Source organism: Kamptonema formosum PCC 6407 (assembly GCF_000332155.1).
GTDB classification, from domain to species: domain Bacteria; phylum Cyanobacteriota; class Cyanobacteriia; order Cyanobacteriales; family Microcoleaceae; genus Kamptonema; species Kamptonema formosum.
Map to the genome: position 1 here is coordinate 249,383 of NZ_KB235898.1, position 17,200 is coordinate 266,582.

The following is a 17,200-nucleotide window of genomic DNA, read 5'->3' on the forward strand; positions in this document are numbered from 1 at the left end:
TAATGAATACCCTATAGTATATAGTATTTTTGGGTAATTTCTGCTTAAATCCTGAGTTAATCAAAGATATGGATGATAACACTTGGAAAAACGATTGCAACTGGTTAGAGTCTATAATCCGCAATTCTGCTCCTTTCTCTGACGGGTGGACAAAGGCACGGATCGTACAGCTAGCTTATCCCGATCCCTCTGGCACTGCCAGTCCAACTACTGAGGAAATCGTCACTAGATTGCGATCGCTATGCGATTTGAAGCAGTATCCCATGTTTGCCGAAAAAGTGAATGTAGATTATGTAATAAACACTCTCAACCGTTGGCATAATCGCCAATTTACTCAAGCTTTCAGTCGCAATTTCGAGATTTACGCCGATTGCGAGCATCCTAATATATTTTTAGTCACCAGCACTGCTAGCACTTCTCTAAATATAGACCGAGAACTGCCACCAAAGCGTTTTCGACCTCTATTTAATGTTGATGAATTAGCTCAGATCGTCTTATCTTCTGGATGCGAACGCTTAACGATGCGAATTCACGGCTATGCGACTCCTGGATCTATTTTCTATAATAATTTTATTAATGAAGCCGAGTCATTAACTCTCAAAGATCCGATTAAAAATATCGCGACTTTGGAAGAAAATCATTTTTATATTGGCTATCACTGGCCGAGCGAAAAACCGCTTGTCAGTCCCGGACTCTGGGCTGACTATCGCTATAATTGGGGAATTATCCTCAAATTTTTGATTGTCCTCGGTGTTTTAACATTTATTTCTGGTTCCTTGTTATATTTTCTGCTTAAACTGTTAGTAGTACCTCTACTTTTATCTTTTGGTTACTTCCCAGAATTAGCTAACTTTTGGCAATGGCTAAAGTTTCGGGAGACAGCAGAATTGGCAGTACAATGGCATTGGATTATTGTCACCGTATTTATGCTCTCCCTGTTAGTGGTACAAATGATGCGGATCATTGTTTATCAGCGCGATCGCTATCGGGCCATTCACTACGGAGCTCCCGATTTTTCTGAATTCTTTTGGCGGCTGGATCGAGCATTAGGAATAGATGAAAATCAATCAGTCAAGGCTAAATTTTCTAATCGATCGGGGAAGGTAGAAGCAGAAAGTGAGGACAAAAAAGAAGCTAAAGCAGCTAAGAGTAATTCTAGAATTGCTGTCAATTTAATGGGACACAGTTTAGGTGCTTTGGTAGTGGTCAATTCCTTACGAATTTTGTCTGATAGATTTGGGAAAGATGATATAGACGTAGATGATAAGCGAGAGATTGGAGATTATTTAATATTGGATAAATTAATTATGTCTGCACCAGATATCCCTTTAGAGTTTTTGCGGGAAGGACGTAATAATTATGTACGTTCAGCTATTCTTCGTTGTCAGAAAATTTATTTATTTTCCAGCGATCGCGATATTGTTCTCCGCTATCTTTCTACTCTAGCTAACTGGTGGGTTGAACCCAGTTTAGAAATGTCTGGCTTGCGGTTGGGAAATATTTATCTAAAAGAAGTAAATGAAGGATCGAAACCAGTAAATAAATCGGAAGATACGACCAAAAGTTATGCACCTTACATTCGCATTATGGTTCGTTCTCAACTAGCAGCTAACCCCACTTCGGCTTATGAGTTATTTGAAAAATTCAACTATATCGATTGTTCGGAAATGAGAGGAGTCAATAGCGTAAAATTGCCTTTAAACAAGTTTACAAGTCTCGCCATTGACTTGATTAATATAGTTTCTTTCTTATTCGGTAAAATTGATGCTCATGGAGGATATTTTTGGACTGAAACTCCCAGTTTTGCTGTGGTTAAGTTTTTGCTAACAAATCAGCACATTTCTGAGGAAGAGATGGAAGCTGGAATTAACAGTTTGATTGACAATTCTATCCGCTTTTGGCCGAGTCAGCCATTGCTTTGTAAGAAGTGATTGGTAATGGCTAATGGCTAATCGCTAATTGCTAATGGCTAATGGCTAATGGCTAATGGCTAATTGCTAATTGCTAATTGCTAATTGCTAATTGCTAATTGCTAATTACCCATCCTCCGCATCTCCCCCATCTTCCCCATCCTCCCCATCCTCCCCATCCTCCCCATCTTCCCCATCTTCCCCTCTTTCCCTAGCCCCTAGCCCCTAGCCCCTAGCCCCTTCTTCTCTAATTGGTAATTGTTATTCCCTTATTTTTCACCCTTATTACTTCGTAATTACTTAGTTTTCATAGTATGAACACCATCCCAATCATCAGGCGGTGGTACTTCTAAATAAAGGCGCGATCGCTCAAGGTGAACTTCCACAGCCATATCCGTTGGGCGCATTAGCTTCGCACTCTCAAAATAACTAATAGCTTGATGAAAATTTCCACAAATATAAGCCTCTCTACCCCGCTTATATAATTCTAAAAATTGTTCTATTTCCCCAGTTAATGGCACTGTTTGCCGATCGATTAACTCATAAATACTTACGGCTTGATTTTTGCCCTTAACCCGCACTTTATCTAACTCCCGTACCCAAATTCGGTCGCGACACAAATTATAAGTAAACTCACTCAAAATAATATCGCAGCCATACTGTTTCGTCAGTTCTTCCAAGCGAGAACTTAAATTCACCGCATCTCCAATCACCGTATAATCCATCCGCTTTTCCGAACCAATATTACCCGAAACTACCTCCCCCGAACTAATCCCAATTCCAATCTTAAAGTTAGTCTCACTAGGTCGAGAAGTATTAAATTCTTTCAACCGCCAGCGCATTTCCAAAGCTGTTTCAATCGCCATCCAAGCGTGTTCCTTCAAAGGCAAAGGTGCTCCAAAAACCGCCATCAACGCATCACCAATAAACTTATCTAAAGTTCCTTCATAGCGAAAAACAGCTTCTACCATTGTCTCAAAATACTGATTTAAAAGCGCTACCACTTCCGATGCGCCTAAATTTTCTGTAATCGTCGTATATCCCCGAATATCTGAAAATAAAATAGTCACATCTTTACGTTCACCTACCATCATCGCCCCTTCACCTAAAGCCATTACTTGCTCAACTACTCCAGGGGTCATATAACGATACATTGTAGTTTTCATCCGCTTTTCTCTCGAAATATCTTCGAGCACTACAATACCGCCACGCACCCCCCCTTCAGGATTAGTTAGGGGGTTGACAGTTAGATTCAAACTACGTTCAACTACTGTAACTTGAGAACGAGGAATTGGAACCGCACATTGAGGATAACCCAGGGGAGAATGAGTAATATGAAAGGGAGCTTGAGCATTAGTAACTACTGGAATTTGACCTGATTCGGGGCTATTTTCTCCCCAAGCGTAAAAGATATCGGGATCGTTGCGATCGGGAATTGTCAGAATATAAGTTTCTCCTTCCTCTGCAAATTCTGGCGATTCTATTAATAAACCCACAGTTAAAGTTTGTTCCGGTACATAATGTCTAGCCGCATTCCTCAAACTGTCTTCTAGTCGAAATCGTATATTGTCAATAGGTACAACTTCCCAAACATAGCGATCGACCAGTCTCTCTTCCCAAAGTTGTCGATTCTGTTTACCATTGGGTTGATCGATGGGACAACCAAGTAATCCTAAAGCGGCTTCATTAATCGTGACAATTCGACCCTGCATATCCGTAGAAATCACAACATCTGTGAGACTTTGTAAGATGTCTTTCTGATATTGCTTTTCCACTAAAACATTTTCAAATAATTGCGAGTTTTGGAGGGCAATACCTGCTTGAGCATTAAAAGCCCGCAAAAATTCTTCATCAGAATTAGTAAAACTACCTTGATTTTTATTAATTAACTGAGTAACACCGATTAGTTCGCCTTTGGCGTTATAAACTGGCATACAGAGCATATTTCTCGTCTCATAACCAGTACGATGATCGGTACTCGGATCGAAGCGAGGATCGGTATAAGCATCATTAATATTGAGAGTTTGACCAGTAGAAGCTACATAACCAGCAATGCCTTTATTGGCAGGAATACGGATTTCCATTAGGGTTTTGCCGTCGGCTTTGGCTACTTTTGTCCAGAGTTCGTTGGTTTCTTTACTCAGTAGAAATAGGGTACTCCGATCGGCTTGCATTAAATCGCGGGCTTGCTCCATTACAGCTCGCAAAGTTGTTTCTAAGTCAAGGCTTTGCCCTAATGTTGTTGTCGCTCTCAAAAGTGCAGCAACTCCTCGCTGGTTGCGGGCGGCGACATAGAAAGATTGACAACTTTCAAGAATAATTCCAATTGAGTCGGCAAAAGCACGAAATTGTTGTTCGTCTTCTTCATTAAAAGGCTGATTCCCTGCTTTGTTTAAGAGCCGTACTACTGCTACCGGAGCATTTTCGCTCTTGGTGCTGAAAATCGGCATACAAAGAATTGTATGGGTTTCATACCCTGGGAGTTCGTCAACTTCCCGGTTAAATAGGGGATGATTATAAGCGTCAACTACATTGAGACATTCTCCGGTATTGGCAACGTGACCCAAAATACCGACGTTCATTGGGAGGCGAATTTCTTGAGCTTTTTTGGTAGTTGGATCGACGGTTTTATACCAAAGTTGAGCTTTATTTGAGTTAACTAAAAATATAGTTGTGACATCGGCTTGCAGAATCTGACCAATTTTGAGGGTGAAGGCATCTAAAAGTTGCTCTAAAAGAGTTTCTAGAGCTTCATTGTTGATGAGGTCGATCGCACGCAGAAATTGCTGAAATTCAGCGGTGATAAAGTCCAGCAGGCAGACAAATTCGGCAACTGGCAGATCCTTCACGCGGGCGGCTAATGCCCCCATGCGATTGACTTGAGTGAGTGTAGCCAGAACGCTACCAGCATTGGAGAATGTCATGTTAACTGCTTTTTCAGGGGGTAGGGTGGCCCTTGGCTTGGCTGATGTTTTGTTCTGAGGCTCCCCAAACTGTGGAAACTTTTCCGGCTTCACTGCTTGGGCAAGTCGTTTTACTCGATCGCGAACTTCCACCTGCCTGTAATATGTGCTTTTAAATCATTTTTAACAACCTTGATGTTGCTGCCCACTCTGCTAATATAAGGTGAAGTTAGGTAAAACACAAAACTAAGGGGTTTGTTTTGTGGGGATAAGTGGAAAATAATTAGTCTGGAAGTTAGTTCATAGGTTTTTTTGTTGGGGAGAATGGGATTTTTCTGCTGGGTGGAATTGCGGCGATCGCGTGTGCCCCCCGAAGGGCGCAGTCTGCTATGCCTAAGTTATTTCCCAATACTATGTCAAATTTAATGTTAAACCCGATCGGGGAGTAGGTGCGATCGATCCCTCCTACCCCCCTTAAAAAGGCTAGATAGCAACCGCCAAGACTATTTAGGACATTCTAAATCGATCGAACCGTTTGGCTGAGTTCTCACAACGAAGTCCTTACTTTTATTCTCTTTCCCTTCTTTCCCTAGCCCCTAGCCCCTAGCCCCTAGCCCCTAACCGCCTTGGCGGTTGGAACTATGCGGCTTTTGGCAGTGACTCAGCCAAGATTACCGATTCATAGTACCGCCGCAGTTGGTGAGTGGCAGCGGCCCAACCCCAACGTTCAGCTTCAATACGGGCGTTTTGGCGGAGGGTTTCGCCTTCTTGGGGTTGGGCAAATAAGCGCTGAGTAGCTGCGATCGCACCTTCCTCATCTGCTGGGTCAAATAAATAGCCGTTAACACCATCGGTGACAATATCGGGGATTCCCCCTGACCTTGCCGCGACTACGGGCGTACCCGCAGCCATCGCTTCTAGGAGCACTAAGCCTAGTGTTTCGGTGCGGGAGGGAAAAATGAAGGCATCGGCACAAGCGTAGGCTGAGGCGAGTTCTCTGCCTCGGAGATAGCCTGCAAAATAGGTGGGAGTACCGGCGAAATATTGTTCTAAAGTTTGGCGGTGGGGGCCATCTCCGACTAAGGCGAGGCGGGCGTTAGGAATTGATGCTAAGACGGGTTTGATGCGATCGATTTCTTTTTCTGCACCGAGGCGACCGACGTAGAGTAAGAGTGGGCTCTCTGGATTGCCTTGGCTGAGGCGATCGCGCATTTCTGGCGTTGCAAACTGGGGTTGATACATCTCCGTATCTACGCCTCGCTGCCACAAGTCTACACGCTCAATACCGTGCGATCGTAACTCTTCCACCATCGCCGTTGAAGTACAAAGATTTAACTCAGCCTGATTATGAGCTCCCTTTAGTAATTCCCACAACAAAGGCTCAAGCATTCCAAAACCATAATGGTGCAGGTATTTTGGCAAATGAGTGTGATAAGAAGCCAACAGCGGAATATTCAACTTTTTGCCATAGTACAAACCCGCCAGTCCCAAAATAGCCGGATTAGCCACATGAATAATATCTGGTTGAAACTCTTCTAGTTTCTGTCCAATTGACGGACGCGGCAATGCCATTTTCAATTCCGGGTACATCGGCAACGGAAAGCCTTCAACACCGTAAATTGTGGCTCCTTTGTACTCTGTTAGCCCACCATCTGGGGAAAAAATTAGAACTTTATCGCCAGCGCGTTGTAGGTGTTCAACTGTGTGAATCAACCGCGTGACAATCCCATCTATTTTCGGCAGAAATGTTTCAGTAAAAAGAGCGACTCTCATACAAAATTGCTTAGGTAACTGATATTTGTAGCCTCTTTGCAGTGTCGGAATTAGTAATCGGATATACTTCCTCGCTGGGTGTTAGCAAGTTTGCCATACCTTCTTTAAGATTTTGGTGCTGTTCCTGCACAAATTCGGAAATATCTTCAATATTGATAATCCAATCCTGCGCGTAATGAACCAAAATTTCCCCCCTTAAACCTAACTGAATAGCCCGCCTCTCTTCTTGGGAACCGTTGGGGTGATGGTCGGGGTCCCATTGCAGCCTCACAGATGAATTTTTAGCCGCTTGTTTCCATTCTTTTTCACTAGCATAAACCTCTGAAACAAAAGTAGAATGTACGGCTGCGGTCAAAACTTCATCAAAAGCACTTCGCTTTAAGCGGACAGCGAGAATTACTTCTTGACCCTCTTTTGTCCCCCACCCGGAACGGTACATCATCCAGAGAAAGTTAGGCTTAATCCAACTCATGCGGCTGAGTTTAAATTCCCCACCAAAATAACCATGTAAAGCTGCAAAGTCGCCAATAGCTGGGCGATAGGCTTGGTAGACTACTATGGAATTTTCGTCAAATTGTGCCAAAATATGACGACCAGCTTTTGGCCATCGGCTTACTTGCGTTAGGTAAGGTAAGGTTAGCAGATTCATGCTAACTAACTCCGATCGAGAGGTTCTTTGGGCAAGGTACAAATTCCATGAATTCCAACTGAGAAAATCACCGCACCTAAAAGCAGTCCCATTCCTTCAGCAAAGCAGTTAATTCTGTGAATTTCCTGTGCTGTTTTGGCAACAAAAACATCTTTCTCACTTGCATTAGGCGACTGACTAACTTGGCGTTAGTTTTTGTAACTTGCTTCCAGGGCGGCCCATTCTGGCAGGAAGTAATAACCACATACTAAACTAGCTGAAAGTCCCGGTAAAACAACTAAAAGCAGCAGAATTATAACTCGGCTTTTCATTTTTTTATTTCAGGACTTCCATATTCAGAGGCAATAGAAACATTATATTGCCCCAACCATCCTACCTTAGTTTACCGCCACTTAACTTTAGGCAATATTTCATTTTTGTCAACGCGGTGCTTGTATTTAATCGCAAAATTCAGCAAGGAATCTATCAACGAGTCTGACAAACAGTGGGGCTGTAAACCCAGACTCAGTAAACTGGTATTTTTGGCATTGAAGTAGTGTTCTTCCTTCTCAACTCTGGGATTTTCCAGATGGTTGATTTCTACATTTATTCCCATTGCTGTGCCAGCTTTCTTAACCATCATTGCCAAGTCACCGACGCTAAACATTTCGGTAAATTGGTTGAAGACACGAAATTGACCTGGTTCAGCGGGATTTGCGATCGCAATTTCCATACATCGCACCGTATCCCGAATATCCAAAAATCCTCTCGTTTGTCCTCCACTTCCATAAACCGTTAACGGATGACCAATAGCAGCTTGAATGCAGAATCGGTTCAGGGCAGTTCCAAATACTCCATCGTAGTCTAAGCGGTTAATTAACAGTTCATCCATCCCGGTTTCTTCTGTTAAAACGCCGTAGACTACCCCTTGATTCAAATCTGTGGCGCGTAGACCCCAGATTTTGCAAGCAAAGTGAATATTGTGGCTGTCATGAACTTTACTTAAATGGTAAAAAGATCCCGGCTGTTTGGGATAAGGAAGAGTATCTTTGCGACCGTTGTGTTCGATAGTGATATAGCCTTCTTCTATATCAATATTGGGAGTGCCGTACTCGCCCATCGTTCCCAATTTCACTAAGTGACAATCGGGGAAATCTTCCCGCATAGCATAGAGGATGTTTAGCGTTCCGACAACATTGTTAACTTGAGTAAGTACAGCGTGTTCGCGGTCAATCATTGAGAAGGGTGCCGATCGCTGTTCGCCAAAATGCAGTATCGCTTCGGGTTTAAACTTGCGAAGGGAACTGCTGAGGAAATCATAATTGGTGATATCACCTACGAACAGTTCAATGGACTTGCCAGTTAAATCATGCCAGCGCTGGAGGCGTTGTTGAATGGGTGCAATAGGAGTGAGGGTTTCTGTGCAAAGTTCGAGATCCCAATGCCGCCGCACAAAACTGTCCAGAATGCCAACTTCATAACCTCGATTGGAAAGGTAGAGCGCGGTTGCCCAACCGCAATAGCCATCGCCACCAATAACCAGGACTTTCATAAATCAGGGATAAATCTTGCTTGCCAATACTGGGTAAATGTATCAGGTAATGGTGCAATATGAACCTTTTAAACTACAACCTCATGGGCAAAACTAGCCCAGCGGACAAACTCGAAGGGCCCGGCGACTGCACCCCAGATGTGCTCGTCAGTTTCGGGATCTAACCCTCTGTCGTGACTGATGAATTTGTGTTCATCGATCTCAAATTCGCTGTCAAGGTAGGTAGTTTGACCTTTGCGGACTACGGTGCAGCCTTTGCCGGGTTCGACTCGACCGAGGAAACTGTTGCCCGTCCATTGGGTGATGAAGGTGCATCCGGGGAGTTTTTTGATAGTTTCGGCTTTGAGGGCTTGGAGGCGCACAGGGTCGCGGGATGAGCCGTAGAATTGTTCTTCGTTTTCGATCGCGTAGTTTTCGATCTCGATGCAATTAACTGCGGGGACTAATTTTAATACTCGAACTCGGTAGGGTTGATTGATTTGATAGTCGTAGGCTTGCTCTAGGTAAAGGCTGATTCCTCCTAATAATTCTACGGGGAGGGGGCGCATACAGACGCGGATGTGGGCGAAGAAGGGGGGGTTTTCAAAGGCTTGGGGTTGGTTGCTGAAGTCGGAGGCCATCCAGCGGGCGAGGGTGGCAATGTCTGTGGAATTGGTCATTTGAAGAGGAGTTGGTAGTTGGTAATAGGTCTTTGGGAGGGCGGTGGTTATGCTGAACTTGACCGATCCCAGAATATTTTAAGGGGAAAGCGATCGCTTGTGAATGACGAATTGGCTTCATCAATTAAAATTTCAATACCAAAGTTAAGTTTTTATAGCAGACTTTCTCAAATAGAATTAGGAGCAATATGACAGCGCAGCCACTCAGTAAATTCATCGCGGGCAATCGCGCTTGATGCAACTTGTAATATAATTTTTTCTTGTTCTTCCATAGGTGCAGAAATCTCAAATCCATTCAAAACTAAAAAGACTTCCATTGCTGCGTGACCGATGCGTTTGTTGCCATCTAAGAAAGGATGATTTTTAATCAAAGTAAATCCAAGGGCTGAAGCTTTTTCGATGATAGTTGGGTAAAGTTCTTCCCCGCCAAATGTCATGCGTGGCTGAGCTAAAGCTGACTCTAAGGTTCCTAAATTAGGGATGCCAAATGCTCCGCCAGACTGCTCAATAATGCACCGATAAAGTTCTAAAACTTCAGTTAAAGTTAGATAGCGCATTACGCCAGCCTTTGGTAAAGTTCCGCATTCTTTTTGAGTACGTATTCCATAGCATTCTGGAAAGATTTTTCTGGTGGTGCGAGCAAGTTTTCAGTATCAGCAAGCAGTAATGCTTCTACGGAAATACCAAAGCGATTGGCGGTTACTTGAGCTTGCAAAGATTCGATCGCTGCAATCTGTTCTTGAGATTGTCGCTCTAAAGTTTGGTAACTTTCCAGAGAGACACTATCTCTAGCTTGAGCTTCTAGATGATTTTGCAACTCTTTTACTTTAGCTTGCAAAGATGCGATCGCCACGCTCTGTTCTTGATATTGCTTCTGCAAAGCTTTGTAGCTTTCTAGCAATTCCTTTGACTGTGCAACAGAATTTTCCGGGGACTCAGCCTTACCACTGTCGTGACTTTGGCCCTCAGTTGTTTGATCTTTCAATTTTGAAACCTGTTTCGGAGATCCCGAACCATGTTGCAAGGAAAAAGTTAACTCTGCTCCATTGCTAGACTTGAGCAACTCGCTGTGAGCAATGCGCTCCAATAGCTCAGACTTTGATATGCCGAGCTTTTCTGCGATCGCCGTCAGACGATTAGCCGCTGTCGGTGTCAGCGAGACTCCGACCTTGACTTTGCTCTCTAAATATGTTTCAACTACGTTTGGTTTGTTTTTTGGCATTGGTATTTTCCAGTAAATGTAGGGGGTTAATGTAACTTATCTTTCTGCCTTTGAAGGGGTAGCCTTGCGACAGGAAAAAGTCTGTCAATTCGCTAACTGAAAAAAATTAAACCCGCGATCGCTACACCAAACCCAATCAAACCCACCCAGATAAACCGATTATCCTTCGTATTTACCTTACTCAAATCTATCGGCTCTGATATCACCAGCTTAGGCTTCGACGGCTTTACCGTCCCGCCAGCGCCACCTTTCAAAGCACTAGACTGATTATCGCCTAAAGCTCCCAAATCGGGAATTTCCACCAGCCATTCAGGGCGCTTGCTCAACTTAGGCGCTTCCAGAATATAGAGCAAACCACGAGCTTGTTCGCGAGTGTCTATACTAGGATGGCGGACAAGTTTCTTACAAAGCGCGATCGCCTCCTGAGTTTCTCCCGCCGCATCCAAGGCCGTCACCAGCCACATCTGCACCTCACCCCCTAAACGGGAACCGCGATCGACCAAAGCACTAGCCGCTTCAAAATGGCGCACCGCATCCCCGTACTGGCCCCGTTCAAAAACCGCCTTGCCAGTTGCGTACTCAGACTGAACAACTTCTAACTGATCTGAACTCACGATCGCTATCTCAAAACTCAAAATTCACCGACCCAAATCCAACGAGCCTATAACTCATCGTAGCTTTGCGACATATTGTTATCGTTATCGCGTTTCGAGCCTAACAAATCTAATTGTTCTACCCTGATTACTGGCGTAGAGCGATTAGCACCCGTATTGCGATCTTGCCAGTAATCGAACTTCAAAGACCCCGTAACCCCAATTTGGCTACCTTTGTGGACATAAGTACCAGCAATCTCCGCAGTTTTACCCCAGATCTCCAAAGTAAACCAGTCTGGTTCCTCAGTATTGCGAGAGCGCCGTTTGACTGCCAGCGTCAACTTGCACTTAACACTACCAGAATCAAAATACTTTATTTCAGGTTCTCCGCCCACGCGGCCCACAAGAGTGACAACATTGAGACTCATAAATTCAGTTCCGGCTTTTATGATGAAACAGCATCCACAATAGAGAAATAGTTCTTTGACCAGACAATCAAGGTCTGGGCTTTATCCTGATTTCGTCCCCTCTTTCGACAATATAGATTATGGATTCTAGGGGAACGTCAGCTCAACAATGAGCTATTCTGACTAGACTCAGGATCAAAAACGTAATAGAATCCACCTTGGTTACATTTTAGTTACATTATAGGTTGCGGATTTTGAGAAATCAAGTATCTAACTTAACAGTACTACGGATGCTCAAAATAATCGATCGCAACCAATGCTCAAGTTCTGAAACGATTAAATCGTCAGTAAAAGACGCTAAAACCTACCCCCGGACTGGAGGAAAGTCACGACCGAGGAGCTAGTTGCAAGACTAGGATAGCAGACCGCCATTCGGCAAAAGGATTGCGCCCGGAAACCCTAGCAATAGGGATATTAAGGCTGGAAAGCCTTAAGAATCCCCGCGTCTTCAGACCGGGGAGTGTCAATGCACACAGTAGCATTTAAGTTTAGGGTACAAACCAGTGGGTTTTCTCAGTCGCTTTTCCTTATCCCGTGATATGGGTATCGACCTCGGTACTGCAAACACACTCGTGTACGTATCCGGCAAAGGTATCGTTCTTCAAGAACCATCTGTAGTTGCCATCGATCAAGATTTGAAAATCCCGCTCGCAGTCGGAGAAGAGGCAAAAAAAATGCTGGGGCGTACCCCTGGTAATGTTATCGCCCTCAGACCCCTGCGCGATGGCGTGATTGCGGACTTTGACACAGCAGAGTTAATGCTCAAGCACTTTATCCGGCGGGTTCACGAAGGCAGAACCCTAGTTGCACCCCGGATAGTGATCGGCATTCCTTCTGGCGTTACCGGAGTTGAACGCCGGGCCGTCATGGAAGCTGCTTCTCAAGCGGGAGCCAGAGATGTCCGGTTAATTGATGAGCCAATTGCCGCTGCGATCGGGGCTGGATTGCCAGTTGCCGAAGCTACTGGCAACATGATTATAGACATTGGTGGGGGGACAACAGAAGTCGCCGTGCTCAGCTTGCAGGGTACGGTGTTGAGCGAGTCCGTGCGCGTTGCCGGTGACGAGCTCAATGAAGCCATCATCCAGTACATGAAAAAAGTTCATAACTTAGTAATTGGAGAACGTACCGCTGAAGATATCAAAATTCAAATCGGTTCTGCCTATCCAACTTTAGAAAACGACGATATCACGATGGAAGTACGCGGCTTACACCTGCTCTCAGGCCTACCGCGAACGATTACGATTAAAGGGCCAGAAGTCCGAGAAAGTATGTCAGAACCGCTTTCAGTAATCGTGGAAGCTGTCAAGAGAACTCTAGAGCGCACTCCTCCAGAACTCGCAGCAGATATTATTGACAGGGGAATCATGCTAGCTGGGGGTGGAGCCTTAATGAAAGGGTTGGATACTCTGATTAGCCATGAAACCGGCATCGTTACTCACGTCGCCGCTGACCCTTTATCCTGCGTGGTTTTGGGAACTGGTCGAGTCTTGGAAAATTTCAAACAATTAGAACGGGTGTTCAGTGGGCGATCGCGAAATCTCTAAGAAGTCTATCTTGGATTTTGGATTTTGGATTTTGGATTCAATCTAAAATCTAAAATCGCTACCTCAATCTAAAATCTAAAATCTAAAGTCTGAAATTATGCTAAAAAACACACTGCGTCGATGGTGGGATCTGCGATTGCAAATCGCTATGCTGGGTATAGCTCTAAGTGGAGCCTGGTTAATTCGAGAAACTCAAGGTCAAGCATTATTTGAGGTCTATGGTTGGGTTTCTCGCCCTTTCCAAGTAAATGCCTCCGAACAAGAGCAATTGCTCAATGCCCGTACTAAAGAACTCCAAGACCGCTTAACAGAATTACAAGCCCAAAATCAGAAGCTACAACAGCTTTTAGGTTATGTTGCTACCCAGAAAACTAAAGGAATTGCAGCCCCCATTATCGGTCGAAGTGCAGACCATTGGTGGCAACAAGTAACTTTAGGTCGAGGTAGTAAAGATGGTATCCGCAAAGGGTTTATTGTTATGGGCCCAGGCGGTTTAGTAGGACGGATTATTAATGTCACTCCTAATACAAGTGTTGTCGTTTTGATTAGCGATCCTACTAGCCGAGTTGGTGTCGCTATAAGCCGCAGTCGTCACATGGGTTTCCTGCGGGGAAAAGGAGACAAAGCGAAAAATCGGGCTGTGATGGAGTTTTTTGATAATGTTCCGAATGTCAAGCCAGGAGATATGGTCTCAACTTCATCTTTCAGCCAATTGTATCCGGCTGGGTTGCCAGTAGGCAGGGTGGAGTCTTTGGATATGAACAAAAGTCCAGCCCCTGAAGCTATAATTGAATTCTCGGCATCGATTAATTCTCTGGAATGGGTGGTAGTTTATGCACACGAAGAACCCTCGGAGATAGCTCTTCCTCAAAATGCCCCTTCAAAGATTAATTCCGCTCAAAATCAGTCTTCTCAAGAGGAAGGAGGCGAAGAAAAGCGATGACTTATTTCTCTAGGATGTCTCTGGGTTCTCGCCATTTTCTCCACTGGGGTGTAACGATCGCTTCTGTAATCGTGTGCATTTTGATTTTACCTACTCGTCTCCCCGGAATGGAACTTCTGGGAATTGGCCCTAACTGGCCGTTAATTTGGGTAGTGGCTTGGAGTATTAGGCGCAAGCGGACGCTAATGGAAGCTATTGTGGGCAGTATAGCTGTGGGCTTCCTCCAAGATGCCATGACTGCTCCTCACCCAACTCATGCGGTGAGTCTAGTTATAGTAGGAGTTTTGACGATTGTATTGCAGAAAATGCGCTCTATTCCGCCAGAAATTATTGAAAAAGACCCCATACCTATAGCCTTAATTGTGTTTGGCATGGCTGTGGTAGCGGAGACAGTAATGGCTTTTCAGTTTAGTTGGATTGGGGAAAGTAATTTAGGAGAAATTTGGACTTACCATCAACGAGTAGCTTTGTGTTCTGCTATTCTTAGCAGTCTTTGGGCTCCGGTGATCTATTTCCCTCTGAATCGATTGTGGGATATAACGAGTAATTGGGAATCTTAATTTTGGGAATTGGGAATTGGGAATTGGGAATTGGGAATTGGTAATTGGTAATAGTTATTATTAGGATCGATTGCTTCTGTATAGTCATTGAGAACTTAGTGAAGCAATCTCAAAAAGGCTTTGCGATTGCTTCACTGCGTTCGCAATGACAAAATATATAATTCGTGTAGAACGCGATTCGATATTACAGTTAACTGTTAACAATTAACTGTTAGTAAGTGATGAGCAGTGCAAACTAGATCGCTGAGAATACGGGTGGGTTGCAATGCGTGTAGTTGGGTAGTGCTACGAATACCGCAGGTAACAGCAATTGTGGGAATACCTAAAGCTTGGCCGGCGAGGATATCTGCTTCCGTATCTCCAATCATCCAAGCAGAGTCTATTGATGAATCTAGTTCTTCTACAACTTCATCTAACAGTTGCGTTTTCAAGTTAGCATAATTATTATACGCAGCATCTGTCACCTGAGTACCGCGAATACAGGTAAAGAGTCTGGCGAGACCGTAATTTTGTAAGAGTTGAGTGGCTTGACTTTGGGAGCGCAATGTGACTAAAACTAGACGCACGCCGTGAGAGTGAAGAAGTGCGATCGCCCATTGTACCCCTGGCTGAAGCCGATCTAAGTGCAAAAGCTCTGGTTCATTGACAATTTCCATTACTCGCTGCCGAAACTCATTAATTTGCGAACCTTGCAATCCCGAAATTTGGGCAATTTCAGCGTCGGGTACTCGCTCGCGCTTCATTTCCCAAAACTCTTGCTTGCTAAGTAGTGTGATGTTTAGAAAGACTCCTTGAGCTTGATAAGCTGCCTGAGTATCCGCTAATGCGAGCTTATAGGTAGTGTAGTAGCGATCGGATACGTCAACGATGGGGCCATCTAAGTCGCAGAATACGGTCATTTTCGGGGAAAATGAGTCAATATCTGGGTGGGAGTAAAACTTGGCTGGGGGCGACTCTGAGACTGCACTGGTTGTCATAAAACGTTAACTAAAATCTACAAATACAATACATTTCTTTACTTTACCAAGGAATCCATAAGTTGTAGAGAGATTTTTCCTAAGAAGTTGATTAGAAAAAACTATAATACTGACAAGACTTGGAGCGATCGCATTTTAGAGGAGTTTGGGAGAGCGATCGCCATATTCCTTTGAGGGTGTCAGCAAAAAGCCAAGGGGATATCAAGCCGAAGAAAGAAGGAAGAAGGAAAATACAATCCCCATAAGGGTTTGAGCAATCGATCTGGATCTAACCCTCTGGGCAGTTGCGATAAAAGCTGACACCCGATCGCTATTATCTTTAATAATTGTGAAAATGTAATTCTACTACCCATGCTCAAACAAAGCGATTTTCCCAGGAAGTCTGAAACCAATAGGGCTGAGGTACTCTCAGAAGCATTGCCCTACATTCAACAGTTTGCGGGACGCACCATTGTTGTCAAATACGGCGGTGCAGCCATGAAAGACAGCAACCTTAAAGATAAGGTGATGCGGGATATTGTACTGCTTTCCTGTGTGGGAGCGCGCCCCGTTGTTGTTCACGGCGGTGGCCCAGAAATTAACACTTGGCTGGCTAAGTTGGGGATCGAGCCACAATTCAAGAATGGTCTGAGAGTGACAGATGCCGCGACGATGGATGTTGTGGAGATGGTATTGGTAGGAAGGGTAAATAAAGAGATTGTTTCCTTGATCAACCAAGCGGGAGGCCGGGCGGTAGGGTTATGCGGCCAAGATGCTAATTTGATCCGAGCCCGCCCCCAAGGTGAAGAAGGTATTGGCTTTGTTGGGGAAGTCAGTAGCGTAAAAATCAATCTTCTGGAGTCTCTGGTTAATGGGGGCTACATTCCAGTAGTGTCGAGCGTAGCGGCGGACGAAACGGGACAAGCTTACAATATCAATGCTGACACAGTTGCGGGGGAAATTGCGGCGGCGTTGGGGGCAGAAAAGTTGATTTTGCTGACTGATACGGCCGGGATTTTGGAGGATTATCACAATCCAGATACTTTGATTGCAAAGCTAGATATTCAGGAAGCTAGGGGGCTAATGGAGTCTGGCGTTGTGTCTGGTGGGATGATTCCTAAAGTGAATTGTTGCGTCCGTAGTTTGGCTCAAGGTGTTCACGCTGCACATATTATTGATGGTCGAATTCCTCATGCTCTGCTGCAAGAGATATTCACAGATGCGGGGATTGGATCGATGATAGTTGCTTCGGAATTTAGAAGGAGATAATGGGTAATTGTTAACGGTTAACGGTTAACGGTTAACGGTTAACGGTTAACTGTTAACGGTTAACTGTTATTTGAATCAATAAAAAATCGGCGATCGCTCTCTAGTTTACCAGAGCGCGATCGCCTTTTCTTTGGTCGATTTAGTCCGAGAATAAAACAGCGCTGTTGCTGCTAAAAAAGGGTGCTTGTTTATACCTGCGCTTAAAGAGAGGGAAAAGT

At 44.4% G+C, this 17,200-nt stretch carries 16 protein-coding genes; 5 read left to right on the plus strand and 11 right to left on the minus strand.

Features of this window, described 5'->3' with window-relative positions; all coding sequences use genetic code 11:
- Positions 1 to 68 precede the first annotated feature (68 nt).
- A complete protein-coding gene (locus tag OSCIL6407_RS0101125) occupies positions 69 to 1,931 on the plus strand; it encodes an alpha/beta hydrolase (RefSeq protein ID WP_007355901.1) in 1,863 nt (620 codons plus the stop codon).
- 275 nt (positions 1,932 to 2,206) lie between these two features.
- Here OSCIL6407_RS0101125 and OSCIL6407_RS0101130 read toward each other — a convergent pair whose 3' ends face one another.
- The 10 genes from OSCIL6407_RS0101130 to OSCIL6407_RS0101170 form a co-directional block, all read right to left on the minus strand.
- On the minus strand, positions 2,207 to 4,834 hold the full coding sequence (locus OSCIL6407_RS0101130; protein WP_026103615.1) for a GAF domain-containing protein: 2,628 nt from the start codon (positions 4,832 to 4,834) through the stop codon (positions 2,207 to 2,209).
- Between the two features lie 618 nt (positions 4,835 to 5,452).
- On the minus strand, positions 5,453 to 6,586 hold the full coding sequence (locus OSCIL6407_RS0101135; protein WP_007356158.1) for a glycosyltransferase: 1,134 nt from the start codon (positions 6,584 to 6,586) through the stop codon (positions 5,453 to 5,455).
- Between the two features lie 10 nt (positions 6,587 to 6,596).
- Positions 6,597 to 7,235 (minus strand): DUF4291 domain-containing protein, encoded by a 639-nt coding sequence (locus tag OSCIL6407_RS0101140; protein WP_007356159.1) that lies wholly within the window; start codon positions 7,233 to 7,235, stop codon positions 6,597 to 6,599.
- Between the two features lie 188 nt (positions 7,236 to 7,423).
- A complete protein-coding gene (locus OSCIL6407_RS37600) occupies positions 7,424 to 7,546 on the minus strand; it encodes a hypothetical protein (RefSeq protein ID WP_007356160.1) in 123 nt (40 codons plus the stop codon).
- A gap of 71 nt (positions 7,547 to 7,617) precedes the next feature.
- Positions 7,618 to 8,766, minus strand: a complete 1,149-nt coding sequence (locus OSCIL6407_RS0101145) for an NAD-dependent epimerase/dehydratase family protein (RefSeq protein WP_007356161.1) — start codon at positions 8,764 to 8,766, stop codon at positions 7,618 to 7,620.
- A 68-nt stretch (positions 8,767 to 8,834) separates the two neighbouring features.
- On the minus strand, positions 8,835 to 9,425 hold the full coding sequence (locus OSCIL6407_RS0101150; protein WP_007356163.1) for a chromophore lyase CpcT/CpeT: 591 nt from the start codon (positions 9,423 to 9,425) through the stop codon (positions 8,835 to 8,837).
- Between the two features lie 167 nt (positions 9,426 to 9,592).
- Complete coding sequence (locus OSCIL6407_RS0101155; protein ID WP_007356164.1) at positions 9,593 to 9,982, minus strand: type II toxin-antitoxin system death-on-curing family toxin; 390 nt, start codon at positions 9,980 to 9,982, stop codon at positions 9,593 to 9,595.
- Positions 9,982 to 10,647 (minus strand): ribbon-helix-helix domain-containing protein, encoded by a 666-nt coding sequence (locus OSCIL6407_RS0101160; protein ID WP_007356165.1) that lies wholly within the window; start codon positions 10,645 to 10,647, stop codon positions 9,982 to 9,984. Before OSCIL6407_RS0101160 ends, OSCIL6407_RS0101155 begins: the two co-directional genes overlap by 1 nt.
- A 92-nt stretch (positions 10,648 to 10,739) precedes the next feature.
- Positions 10,740 to 11,261 carry a tetratricopeptide repeat protein gene (locus OSCIL6407_RS0101165; RefSeq protein ID WP_007356166.1) on the minus strand — a complete coding sequence of 174 codons (522 nt, stop codon included), beginning with the start codon at positions 11,259 to 11,261 and terminating at the stop codon, positions 10,740 to 10,742.
- 47 nt (positions 11,262 to 11,308) lie between these two features.
- Complete coding sequence (locus OSCIL6407_RS0101170) at positions 11,309 to 11,668, minus strand: single-stranded DNA-binding protein (protein WP_007356167.1); 360 nt, start codon at positions 11,666 to 11,668, stop codon at positions 11,309 to 11,311.
- A 578-nt stretch (positions 11,669 to 12,246) separates the two neighbouring features.
- Between OSCIL6407_RS0101170 and OSCIL6407_RS0101175 the strand changes: the two genes are divergently transcribed.
- From OSCIL6407_RS0101175 to mreD, 3 genes are all read left to right on the plus strand, one after another.
- Positions 12,247 to 13,254 carry a rod shape-determining protein gene (locus OSCIL6407_RS0101175; RefSeq protein ID WP_026103616.1) on the plus strand — a complete coding sequence of 336 codons (1,008 nt, stop codon included), beginning with the start codon at positions 12,247 to 12,249 and terminating at the stop codon, positions 13,252 to 13,254.
- A 97-nt stretch (positions 13,255 to 13,351) separates the two neighbouring features.
- A complete protein-coding gene (mreC, locus tag OSCIL6407_RS0101180) occupies positions 13,352 to 14,197 on the plus strand; it encodes a rod shape-determining protein MreC (protein WP_007356169.1) in 846 nt (281 codons plus the stop codon).
- Positions 14,194 to 14,757, plus strand: a complete 564-nt coding sequence (gene mreD / locus OSCIL6407_RS0101185) for a rod shape-determining protein MreD (RefSeq protein ID WP_026103617.1) — start codon at positions 14,194 to 14,196, stop codon at positions 14,755 to 14,757. Before mreC ends, mreD begins: the two co-directional genes overlap by 4 nt.
- A 197-nt stretch (positions 14,758 to 14,954) precedes the next feature.
- On the opposite strand, the gene OSCIL6407_RS0101190 is transcribed toward mreD, so the two are convergent.
- Positions 14,955 to 15,734 (minus strand): HAD family hydrolase, encoded by a 780-nt coding sequence (locus tag OSCIL6407_RS0101190; RefSeq protein WP_007356171.1) that lies wholly within the window; start codon positions 15,732 to 15,734, stop codon positions 14,955 to 14,957.
- A gap of 351 nt (positions 15,735 to 16,085) precedes the next feature.
- On the opposite strand from OSCIL6407_RS0101190, the gene argB reads away from it, so the two are divergent.
- On the plus strand, positions 16,086 to 16,982 hold the full coding sequence (argB, locus tag OSCIL6407_RS0101195; protein ID WP_007356172.1) for an acetylglutamate kinase: 897 nt from the start codon (positions 16,086 to 16,088) through the stop codon (positions 16,980 to 16,982).
- The last annotated feature ends 218 nt before the right edge of the window (positions 16,983 to 17,200 follow it).